At 41.1% G+C, this 12,288-nt stretch carries 9 protein-coding genes; all 9 read right to left on the bottom strand.

Annotated elements, in window-relative coordinates:
• Positions 1-4: 4 nt before the first annotated feature.
• Complete coding sequence (locus tag OM074_RS15095; protein ID WP_301200909.1) at positions 5-1,927, bottom strand: alpha/beta hydrolase-fold protein; 1,923 nt, start codon at positions 1,925-1,927, stop codon at positions 5-7.
• Between the two features lie 420 nt (positions 1,928-2,347).
• Positions 2,348-2,521, bottom strand: a complete 174-nt coding sequence (locus OM074_RS15100) for a hypothetical protein (protein ID WP_301200911.1) — start codon at positions 2,519-2,521, stop codon at positions 2,348-2,350.
• Between the two features lie 60 nt (positions 2,522-2,581).
• Positions 2,582-3,208 carry a hypothetical protein gene (locus OM074_RS15105; RefSeq protein WP_301200913.1) on the bottom strand — a complete coding sequence of 209 codons (627 nt, stop codon included), beginning with the start codon at positions 3,206-3,208 and terminating at the stop codon, positions 2,582-2,584.
• A 17-nt stretch (positions 3,209-3,225) separates the two neighbouring features.
• A complete protein-coding gene (locus OM074_RS15110; RefSeq protein ID WP_301200915.1) occupies positions 3,226-4,203 on the bottom strand; it encodes a glycoside hydrolase family 43 protein in 978 nt (325 codons plus the stop codon).
• A gap of 62 nt (positions 4,204-4,265) precedes the next feature.
• Positions 4,266-5,603: a glycoside hydrolase family 43 protein gene (locus OM074_RS15115; RefSeq protein ID WP_301200917.1), complete on the bottom strand. Its 1,338-nt coding sequence runs from the start codon at positions 5,601-5,603 to the stop codon at positions 4,266-4,268.
• Positions 5,604-5,632: 29 nt separating this feature from the next.
• Positions 5,633-8,704: a glycoside hydrolase family 2 TIM barrel-domain containing protein gene (locus OM074_RS15120; protein ID WP_301200919.1), complete on the bottom strand. Its 3,072-nt coding sequence runs from the start codon at positions 8,702-8,704 to the stop codon at positions 5,633-5,635.
• 56 nt (positions 8,705-8,760) lie between these two features.
• Complete coding sequence (locus OM074_RS15125) at positions 8,761-10,848, bottom strand: glycoside hydrolase family 43 protein (RefSeq protein ID WP_301200921.1); 2,088 nt, start codon at positions 10,846-10,848, stop codon at positions 8,761-8,763.
• A 454-nt stretch (positions 10,849-11,302) separates the two neighbouring features.
• Positions 11,303-11,899: an alpha/beta hydrolase gene (locus OM074_RS15130; RefSeq protein WP_301200923.1), complete on the bottom strand. Its 597-nt coding sequence runs from the start codon at positions 11,897-11,899 to the stop codon at positions 11,303-11,305.
• A 70-nt stretch (positions 11,900-11,969) separates the two neighbouring features.
• Entirely contained in the window at positions 11,970-12,287 is a 318-nt protein-coding gene (locus OM074_RS15135) for an early set domain-containing protein (RefSeq protein ID WP_301200925.1), read from the bottom strand.
• Between the last annotated feature and the right edge of the window lies 1 nt (position 12,288).

Genomic DNA, 12,288 nt, shown 5'->3' on the forward strand with positions numbered 1-12,288 from the left:
AAAATTACTTAAATAATACTTGAGAAAAATTATACAGATTATTTCGCCATACCGGCCATGAATGCCCTCCTGGATATTCGCTGTAAACATATTTTATCTTCATTTCATCGAACTTGCCCAGCATGATTTGGCAGTTTTTCCAGGCAATATCTTCTTTACCTCCCATCGAAATCCAGAAGCTTTTAAGATTTTTATTTATCAGCTTGGTGTTTTCCTTTATAAAAGCATACTGTTTATTAGCCAATTCATCTTGCATTGGATGAATCCATCCAGAACTAAACACTCCTAAATATCCAAACAACTGAGTATTGTGTAATCCGGCATAAAGCGTTTGCATCCCTCCCATGGACAATCCAGCTAAAGCCCGCGATTGAGCATCTGTTTTAACGCGGTAATGTTTTTCTACAAATGGAATAACAACTTGCGATAAATCAGCTTCAAAAAGTTTAAAGAAATCTTCGCTAAAACCCGATAAAGCCATGTTGCCATCTAACATTACTACAACCATTTGCTTTGCTTTTCCTTCGGCAATAAGGTTATCTAAAATCAAATCTATTTTACCTTGTGTAGCCCAGCCACGTTGGTCTTCGCCACCGCCATGAAGCAAATACAAAACCGGATATTTTTCTTTAGTGTTTTTATCATATCCCGGAGGTGTGTACATATAAAAATTGCGCCAAGAGTTGGTTAAACTTGAATAGTACCGCTTGATGCGAATATCGCCATGTGGCACATCTTTAATTTGATAATAGCCATCGCCACTAAAAGGCACCTCAATTCCACTAGCCATCCGACCCATGCCATAAAATGTTTCACTATTTGGATCAGCAACAGCAACGCCATCGATAATTAATGAATAGTAATGAAAGCCTTCGCTTAAGGAATCGGTAACCACTTCCCACACTCCTTCCTCAGCTTTTACCATATCGTATTTGCGCCCTAAGTCAACTTGTACTTTATGAGCTTCAGGCGCTTTTATGCTAAAAACAGCACGCCCATCGGGCAATGTTTTAGGATATTGCGCTGAACGCATTGCAGTTTCAGCTTTTACGCCAACACTATTTGCCACATTAAAAATTGAAGGATCAACAGGCTTAAACAATAATTGCGAAAAGTGATACAAATTGTCTTTCCACACTTTAAAATCGTGATAGCCATTTGGCAATACCTGAAAAATATGATTGACATTATTCTCTTGTAGATACTCATGGGTGCGCTTGGTAAAATTCATCAGGTTGTCCTTATCGCCACAAGACAGCCACAACAATTTTAGCTTTTTTTTGGCTTCAGCAGGATTTGGCACAAGTATTTGCGGCTCCCTTGTATTGGGCGCCGAAGAAAAACCGCCAACCCAGGCAAAGTAATCGAGGTTGCCTAACCCATAATTCAACGACTGGCCTCCGCCCATCGACAACCCTGCCAAAGCACGATGTTCCCTATCGGTAAAAACAGGAAAATTCTTTTCTACATAAGGAATTAAATCATTTAATAATTCATTTTCGAAAGTAGAGAAAGCTGCCACCTTTGCACTATCAAAAATATTGCCTATCGCCCTGTCATCTTTCATGGCGCGCCCATTTGGCAACACCACAATCATAGGCTCCACCTTATTTTGAGCATACAAGTTATCTAAGATAACCTGAGGCGTACCTTGTATAAACCACTCTTTTTCATCACCTCCAATGCCATGCAAAAGATACAGTACCGGATATTTTTTATCTCTTGAAAAACCTGGAGGCGTGTATACTAATGCACGACGATTACACCCAACAGTGTTTGAGTTATAAGTTAAAGTATCAATATTTCCATGAGCGATATCAGGTTTCTCTATATCAAAACCTTCCGGGGCAGTAATATATTTGCTTTGGGCATGCAGTTGATTAAATAATAAAAAGAAAAAAGAAAAAATCGTGAATAGGGACTTCATTTTTTTAGACTTTAGAGTTATACAATTATTCTTTATTGTGGAAATAAAATCTGGCATTGGCTTAATAATTGTATCAAGCTAATAAGATACAATAACCCATCATAACATGGGTCAAGTTTTGTAAACCATAGCTAATCAACAACAATAACGTACCACCTCCCTGACAAATTAATACAAAAGTGCCATTAAGTTCATTTACTAAATAGTCTCCATAATTGGAAATATATCCACTTGTTTCTTTGCTAAATTATTATTAATCAATAATGATGAATGTGACTTTTAGATATTTAATTTATAAATCCAGACATTTGAATCATTATTACTTTGCAAAGGTCTAAAAATGTCTTAGGGCAATCATAATATAGAATAAGGCGGAACAAGAATAAATCCTGTTCCGCCTTAATTTATGTTTTGCATCTTTCAATGTAAAAAGCAGTCCACATTAAATTTCAATAATACTTCAATATTCAGGTCACGGGCACGTTTAAAAGGCCCGTCCAAAAGCAGTACATCTTCCAACGGAAACTGACCTGGATAATAGTCTTTACTCTCCTTTAATGTTGTGGTACAAGCAAATAACATCATATTTGCCATACACAATACTTTGTTAAACATTCAAGCGACAATAGTGCCGTAATATAATAGCTCCTTTGCCTATTTTATATTTTTAGGCCAGTGTGGGTTAATGCCCAACTTGTCAAAAAACAAATCTAACTGTAATGCATTGTGGTTTATTATTTTGACGTCCATCATCGAAAACGATCTTCTATGCTCTTTGGGTATACTCAACCAATGAGTAACCTTGGCAAGATTAATGGCTGTCAGAGAAGCGTTAAAGTGAAAACCCAATTTGTTTTCGCTTCTGGTTTGACAATCATTTAAGCCAATATGCTGTTTTGCTTCTCTGTAAAGAGATGCAATTTGGAAACGACTTTGATAAGATTTCAGGATATCAGAAGCGTGCATGTTAATATCTGTTGAGAAACATAGTTTATAAACCTGTTTACCCTTTTCGTTGCAATAAAGGGCATGTACAACCTTTATGCTACGTTTTAAGGATATGGAATGTACAATGGCACTATGAACTACAGCGTGCTCATCTTTTGACACTAGCTTAAAGTGCTTCATGTCTATATTGTTATGATCAACCTTCCCATCGTATTTTTGGGGTCTTCCAGTTTTACTTGTTGGCTCACCTTGATACAGGTATCTCAAATTAGCATCATCCCTTAATCTGCCAATTAAAAAGCTCAGGACTAATAAATTCGCAAACTTTTTCATAGCTTAGGTTATTGATTTCATTTTAAATTGGCCGATTTTACACCATCTAACGTTTGAATCACTTTCTTAATTGTACCGTCTTTATTAAAATTCAAATAATCAACACAAACCGATCTGCGATAATTTCCACCGGTAGGTAAGACTCCATTATGATAGAAATAGTAGGTCTTGCCTTTAAAATCGATAATCCCTGGATGCGTTGTTGAACTTTTGGGAACAGTGTCTTGCACTACGCCTTGATGAACCCAAGGCCCTTCAATACTTTCAGAGGTACAGTACTCCACCGATTCGGGAAAATGGGCTGCGTAAACCAGGTAATAAATTCCCTTTCTTTTATAAATCCATGGAGCCTCTGTAAAATTTTTGGGTGTAAAGGTGTGAATCGGGCCGTCAACTTCAATCATATTATCCTTGAGTTTAACCCATTTGCAACTCCCGTTGCCCCAAAACAAATATGTTTGCCCATTGTCATCAATAAAAACAGCAGGGTCAAGATCGTCCCAGGAATGTTTCATGTCGGTTGTCATATCGTTCGTGATCAATGCTTTGCCAAGCGCATCTTTAAATGGACCGGTTGGACTGTCGCCAACAGCAACCCCAATAGCGACACCCCCTTTGCTGTTTTCTTCGGCTTTGTGGATGATGGAAATATACCAGTAAAACTTACCGTTTCGTTCAATACACTGAGCAGCATTGGCAGCATAGGCAGCCCATTTGAAATCTTTGGTAGTCAGGCATGGCCCATAGCTTTGCCAGTTTACCATATCGGTGGTTGAATACACTAGCCAGTCGGACATATGATAGGTTTTGGCATCGACAGTTGCCGTATCGTGACCAACATAAAGATACACGGTATTCTTATAAACCAATGGGGCAGGATCGGCGGTAAAAACATTGGTAATGATTGGATTTTGGGCAGTTGAGCCATTGAAAAACAAAACCAATACAACTAAAAGACTAGTAAGCCTCGCTATAAATATCCAATTAAAAATCATAAAATTCATTTTTATGTAGTATAAATGCAATTTAAAATATATAGAATCAATTATGTTCCAAGTTATTGGAACTTCCACCAATCAAAGTTCAACAATTCGCCTTCGCCACCTTTAAAAACCAAATAAAGATCATGAACACCTTTAATTTTCTTCACCTTGGCATTTATAGTTGACCACTTGTCGAATCCTCCTGTACTGTTCACCTCGCAAACGCCCAATAGTATGCCATCCTGCCCTCCAAGCCTTATTTCGATACTGCCTTTTGCAGAAGAGGCCACTTGGGCAACAAACTTTTTGGCGCCTTTGCCAAAATCAACATCCCTTATCTTGATATAATCACCATGGCTGATGCTTGACATATAAACGCCGACATTTTTATCATCAGCAGCTACAAGCCCATGTGACCATGCCATTGTTTCGGCTTCCACACGTTCGAATGGAATGAACTTGCCCACACTGGTTTTGACCCCTCCTTTTGTTGTGGTTAACAGGGGGATTGTTCCGTCGGGATTCAAGCTAAATTCCTCGACACAAACCGACCTGTGGAAACTGTTTCCACCCGGTAATGTTCCGTTGTGATAAACAAAATACCACTTCCCTTTAAATTCAGTAATTGCCTGATGGCTGGTTTGGCAATTATCGACTGGGTTTAATATCCGTCCCTGATAATCCCATGGGCCGATGGGGGAATTACTGGTGCAATATTCGATGGTAGATGGCAAACTTGATGAGTACGATAAATAATATTTCCCATTAATCTTTTGAAGCCAGGGGGCTTCTCCAAATTTGGGAACATTGGCATACTGAACCTCGCCCGAAAAACTAATCATATCGTCGTTCAGTTTTACATATTTGCACTTTCCATTGCCCCAATACATGTAAGCTTGTCCGTCATCGTCAACAAAAACGGTTGGGTCAATGTCGTCGAAATCGCCCTGATTGGGGGTCATATCAGTGGTAATGATGGCCGAACCTTTCGCATCGACAAATGGTCCGGTGGGACTATCGCTAACCGCTACGCCAATGGCTTTGCCTTTTTTCTCTCTGTGGCTGGTTGATATGTACCAATAAAATTTCCCTTTGTGATAAACACATTGGCTGGCCCATGCATCGCCATTTGTCCATTTAAAGTCGGTTACCTTCAGTTTTGGACCGTGGTCGGTCCAGTTTACCATATCGGTTGACGAATAAACCCTCCACTCATGCATACTAAACCATCCTCCTGTGGGTGAAGCCTGATCTCTGCCGGCATAAATATAAAAACGTCCGTTATGAACCAACGAAGCAGCATCGGCTGTGTAATTTGTCTGAACAATAGGGTTTTGTGCGTAGGAAAAAACAAGTAGTCCTACCACTAGGAATGAAAAAAATGTAAACTTTATTTTAAATAATAAATTCATATATTATAGCTGTATATTTATGAAATTGTCTATTCTATTATTTCCAACACAAACCCATACGAATAGGGCTTATTTCCATCGATTGCATATTGCTCCAATGTTCTCGCGCCCCACGAGTCGTTTCCTCCGACACCTTCAATATTGAGGTCGATGTTTACGTTCACATATTCTCTGCGTGGCAACTGGTAATTGTGTAGCATGTTTTCGGTATCCTCTTCAGAATAAGGCCAAGCACGGAAACAAAGCGGTTGCAAACCATTAATTGCCAGTTTTCTGCCCAGGCTGTTCCCAAACGAAAACCAACGTACATCGCAACGGTTGGCATTGTCTTGCGGCACTACATAAGGCGTAATAAATTCTTCCAACCCTTTTTTGTAGTAGCCAACTAATGCCCCAGTTTTGCGATCGGGGTAGTTTTCAAATTCGCCCAGGCCATACCATTCTACTTGGTTCATATTGGCAGGCAACCTCATGCGCATCCCAAATTTGGGTATCATGGCAATTCCTTGGGTTATTGGGGTGTAAATGGCTTCAACCTGTATTTTGCCTGCTCCGTTTACGGTGTATTTCAATTGATAGTTAGCACCAACCGGAAGCTCCATCTCGAAAGTAACCACTGTGAAGCCATTATCAGTATTGACTTTATAGCCTTTTACTTTTCGATTTTTGGCGGCGTTGCGCCATGCACCAAGGCGGTTGTTGTAACCATTGCGCCGTTGGTTTTCATTGGCGGGTTTCCAGAAGCAGGGTTCCAGTTCGTCCTGCAAAACTTCATCGCCATTTACCTTCCAGCTTTTCATAGCCCCAGTGGATTTATCAAGAACGATGGATGCTGTTCCTGTTGTAATTTCAATCCCCGTTGCCGTCTCTTTCACCACAGGAGCAGTGGCTTCTTGTGCTATTTCCGAAAAGGTATATGGGTTTAGCACAAACTGCTTTCGGGCCACTATGAAACCTTTTTCGGCCCATAGGGTGGGTTTGGGCAATTTGGCATATACGTTGAGCAATAGTTCACCCTTTGCTTCATCCATAAAAGGAATTTCAAGTATATCGTTGGCATTCAACGGTTGATCACCGGCTTTGATTACCCGCCCGTTGTCCAAAAATTCGTAGGCATATTCAAAATCGTTCAACGAAGTAAAATCAAGTTTACTGATAACTTGCACGTTTGAAGAGTTGGATACCATGCTAAAATCGATGTATTGCTGAACCTTTTGCGCTTCGTAATAATGAGGGTGCGGAATGCGGTCGGCACCAATCAGGCCGTTTATCAAAAATGATCCGTCGTTGGGCTTGTCGCCAAAATCGCCGCCATAGGCCCAGTATTCGTCAGGTTTGAGGTTGACCGATTGTGGGTTGTTGCCAAAAGCTAATGGCGAGCCATCTTGTTTTTTGGAAATAGCCTGATCGACCCAATCCCAAATGGCAGCTCCGGCTATGCTCTTATCTGCCTCAATCACATCCCAATATTCTTGAAAATTACCCAAAGAATTGCCCATTGCATGGGCATATTCGCGCATCATCACGGGGCGGTCTGAAATCTTCTCGGCCAATTCATTCAATTTCAGTGGAGGTAAATACCCATTGTCGTACACATCAGAAACCGAGCGATCTGAGTCAGAATAGACCAAGCGAGAGGAGTCAAGAGCCTTAATTGTGTCGCGCATACCACTCAAATTTAGTCCTCTACCGCCTTCATTGCCCAACGACCAAAAAACAATGCTCGGACTGTTCTTATCGCGTTGCACCATCGATACGGCTCGGTCAACGTGAGCTTTGGTCCATTGTGGGTTATCGCCCAACTCTTTGTTCCCAATTCCATAGCCGTGCGATTCTTGGTTGGCGTCGATCATTACATAAATCCCATAGAGGTCGCACAATTCATAAAAAAGTGGTGAATGCGGATAATGTGCCGTGCGCACCATATTGAAATTGCCTTGTTTGATCAACCGCACATCCAATTCGGTGGTTTTTGCATCAACATAACGGCCTGTGCGCGGATGGTGGTCGTGGCGGTTAACACCTTTTAGCTTGATGGCTTTTCCATTGATTTTCAACACTTCCCCATCAACTTCTATTCTGCGTACGCCCAAGTGATATTGGAATTTTTCGATTTCATTCTTTTTATCGCTAAGTGTTATGGAAACATTGTACAGATATGGGTCTTCCGATGACCATAACCGTGGGTTGGCAAGTATGTCTTTCAACACCACTTCTTGCGAATCGAAACCTGCAACCAATGGAACTGCTTTAACCAATATTTTTTCAACTGTTTTCCCATTTTTGTCGTTCCCCGTGATTTTAACTTCCAATTTCAAGTTGCCCATTTTTTTCTTATTTTGGTTTCTGATTGAAACTTTAGCACCAACTGTGGCCGAAGAAAAACCTTTTAATGGTTCGGCAATAATAAAATAGTCGCGGATATGAGTTTTGGGCCTTACCCAAAGTTCCACCGGTCTGAATATTCCACTTAATCGCCAGTAGTCCTGGTCTTCAAGGTAACTACCATCGCTCCAACGATAAACCTCAACGGCCAAACAGTTTTCCCCTTCTTTTATAAAATCGGTTACATCGAATTCGGCTGGTGAATAGGAATTTTGGCTATACCCAACTTTTTGCCCGTTCACCCAAACGTACATGGCCGATTCTACCCCTTCGAAATGCAGATAAAACTGCTTGTCTACCATGCCGGGTTCCACCTTGAATGTGGTAACATATGAACCAACGGGGTTGCGGTTTTCGTACGAAGTCCAATCCTTTGGCGGTTCGCTGGATACCTGGGGTTGGTTGCGATTAAACGGGTAGTTGATGTTGGTATAAATGGGCGTTCCGAACCCTTGCATTTGCCAGTTGCCCAGAATTTGGATATTGTCCCAGGCTGTTACATCGTAATCGGCTTTATAAAAATCGACTGGGCGTACTTCGGGTTTTGGCGACCATTTGAACTTCCAAGTGCCATTGAGCGAAACAATTTCTTTGCATTCGTTTTTCTTCGAAGGGAGCACCAGCGAACTATGGTAGGCTTCTTTATTGATCCCAATTACGCTTGGGTTTTCCCAGTCTGCAGGTGCTTGCGATTTGGACTGTAGAACAATGAGCATCAAGCCAATAATCAATATTGTTTTCATTTTATTTTGAAGCTAATCCATTGAATATATTATTCCTCTACTATTTTCCATTCAAACACTGTCCCATCTTTTCGGTCGGGAAGGGTTCCGGGGAAATCGGCTCCGTAAGGTTCGTTTGTTCCAGGGGTTAACCCCACAAAACGGTTGGTTTTAAGCGAAAGCAACATACATTGCCCATGCAACATATCCTGCCACTGAAATAAACCGGCTTCCGATTCTTCTTTGAGCATTCTTACATCGCCCGAGATACCAATGCCTACCACAGTGAGAAACCCCGTACCATTCAGGGCTTCAAGTGCTACCCGTCCTTTGCCACGATCATGTACTTTAAACCGTACACCTTTTCCATTTGCTTCAGGCGAACCTTTTCCTTGTGAGTGCATCATTCCGTGCGGATTGGCCCATGCCAATAAGTTTGTACCCAAATTAGTCAACGTAATAACCTTCCCAACAGGGATATTATTCGAGCGGTTGGCAAGTGGCTCATCAAGCTTGAAATCTTCAAAGTCGGCATAACCACCTTCTTTACCTTCGGTATTGAAAGCAAAAAGGGCATAACGCGACCCCTGAAAGGTTTTAAGCTGATAAGGCAATCGGATGGAATCGCCTACATTGGTAAACGTAACACCATCGGCACTATAGCTGAATTGGGCAATGTCTTCATCGTAATTGCCTGTAACTCGTAGATATACTTTTGCAGATGATAATATTTTATCGATGGTTTTATTCTGGTATTGATCGTAGAACCGAAGAATGAAACCGCCATCTCTTCTCACCATGCCCAGGCTGGCATACGGCATGTTCAGTATGGCAAGTCCTGCAATATCACCAGACTTTAGGGCACTTGCATCGAGTAAAGTTGTACCCGATGATTCAGGGCCAATTACTCGCTGGGTAAGTGTATTCCGTGCCCAAAGAAAATCTTTAGCTGGCAAGGTAAACAAGCGTAATGAGCCATGCTTCTTGTTCAACTCCCATTTGCCATCGGTTGGGTTGTGGTTCCATTGCCATACAGGTAGAAGCTTTGTTCCCGAAAAATCGTCACTACGCTGGTAAGGCGCAATAGGAGTTGTTTGTGTTGCAACATTGGGTTTTATCCAAGTGCGTGGCGAGCGACCAAGATTTCCTTCGATCCCAAAGTAGGGCCAACCGTCTTTCCATGTAACAGGAGAAAGAAAGGTTGTTCGGCCTACCGACCTGAAATCCATCATTGAAAAGCCCCACCAGTCGCCATTGGGCAAATCGACAATACCGCCCTGATGCAATGGTACTGCACCAAAATAACTTTCAGCATCAGGTGTGAGCTTAAACTTAAAACCAGGTTCGGGTACAGGGTGGCCAAGCCCTACATTATCGGTAAGCCACCCACATTTTGTGCCCATAGTTTCTTTTGCACTGATTACCGTTGTTTCGTAAGGACCATAGGGTTTATCGGCACGGGCGCATTGCATACGCCCGCAAGGCGCATAGTTGGCACTGATGATGTAATACTTCCCTTTGATTTTGTAGATATGATGGCCTTCGCCCATGTTATTACCAGCAGGAATAATCACTTTTTCTGTTCCTTCTACAACGCCACTCATATCGGGCTTTAATTCCACCATTCGAACTTCGTTGTAGTTATACACTGCATAAATTTTCCCGTCATCGTCGAAAAGTACGGACAAATCGTAAATCTTTGATTTCATTGGCTTTTGTGTCCACGGTCCTTTCGGATCCTTCGCCATGAAAACCTGCATTCCATGATTGTTCACATTGGTGAAAATATAGAACATGCCATTTTGGTAACGGATACAGGGAGCCCAAACCCCTTGACCATAGGCTTCTTTCCCATCCTGAAGGTTAAACTCAGGCCCTAACGACAAAGAATCAAGGGCATAACTCAGGAAAGTCCAGTTCACTAAGTCTTTTGAATGTAAAACAACCAAACCAGGCATGGAATGCATGGTGGTGCCAGCAAGGTAAAAATCCTCTCCAACCCGGATAATATCGGGGTCGGAAAACTCATCGTAAAAAAGTGGATTAGTATAAGTACCGTTCCCATTATCGGCTGTCCACGATTGGCTATATGAGTTGAAACTCATCAGGCAAATCGCTGCAAAAAAAAGTAGCTTCAAAAATTTCATTTTTTTAATATGTCTTTTAAATTTTTATCTAATCAATCTTAAACACTACCGAAGTGGCAACAATGACATTAAAGCTGTTTAACTTCATAAGTAAAATATTTTAATAAAAATACTCCCTACAATAGTTTAAATATCAACTAGAGTACAGCGGGCTAATGTATGTGTATAAATGAAGATTGTATTTTGGTTTAAGATATTTCGTTTCTAATATCAAACAAAACATCATTAAATAATACATTATAACAGCTAAAAAGATTTATCAAGAAATAGCCCCACTGCTAGGTTATTAGCTAAAATTGCCCATCACCTTAGGATACTTATTTGGCTCCTCAACTTTTCAGAGATTTAATTTAAGCATATGCATACAATAACTCACCTAAGTCAAAACATATAAACTTAATGCCATAACAATCACTAAGAAATAATTACTAAAGTATTTCTCCACCTACTTAAAAAGATGCTGGACATATTGATGCAAACACCTACGCCAGATGAGCCATTCATGGGCAGTGCCTTCTGACTCGTAAAAAACATACCTGATTTTTTGCTTGTCCAGCATTTTGCAAAATGCCCCAACAGAGCCGGGAAATGGTTCGAATTCTACAGTCCCTAACCCTAGCCATAAAACTTTTAGTTGTTTGTTTAAAGTTTTCGAGTCGTTATATTTTCCATCCAGGAATACCGCAGGATTTATTTCCTCTATACTAGGATAATTTGAAGTCCCACTAAAACCGCCATAATAGGCAAACTTATCTAAATGATTCATTACTACAACCATCTCCTTAGCCTTTTTATCAGCAATCAGGTTATCGAGTATCAGATTGGCTTTGCCTTGAGATGGCCAACCCGTTTCATCTTCGAAACTTCCATGCTGAAGATATAAAACAGGATAACGCTTTTGAGCATCCTTTTCGTAACCGGGGGGCGTATAAACAAAACAGCGACGCCAATCCTGTGTAATTTCAGAGAAATAATTCATTTCACTCACCAAGCCATGGATAACATCTTTCAATACGTAAATATCCCTGTCAACAGCAGGCACTTCAATAGCACTTCCCCAACGGCCGGCACCGTAAAAGTACTTAGTGCCCGGGTCAGGAACTGATGCCCCATCAATATTTAACTGATAATAAGGAAACCCTTCGGCCTGAGGGGCAGACTCCCCTGTCCAAAGACCATTGTTGTTCTTTTTTTAGGTAATACTTTACCCCACCAATATCTAACTGCACCATTTTGGTCTCGGGTGCAGCAACCTGAACCCTGACACACCCCTGGGAATTGACCATTGGGGATTGCTTGCCCGGTTGGTTTACCTCACTTGGTTTAAAATCTTCGATAACATTGTTGGTTTGTGCCTGAACAATTGCTGTATTGAAAGTCAATAGGCTACAACAAATCAGGATTAAACCATTGATTTTTGTCTTTTGCATG

The sequence above is a fragment of the Plebeiibacterium marinum genome, from assembly GCF_026013615.1.
Lineage (GTDB): Bacteria > Bacteroidota > Bacteroidia > Bacteroidales > Marinilabiliaceae > Saccharicrinis > Saccharicrinis marinus_A.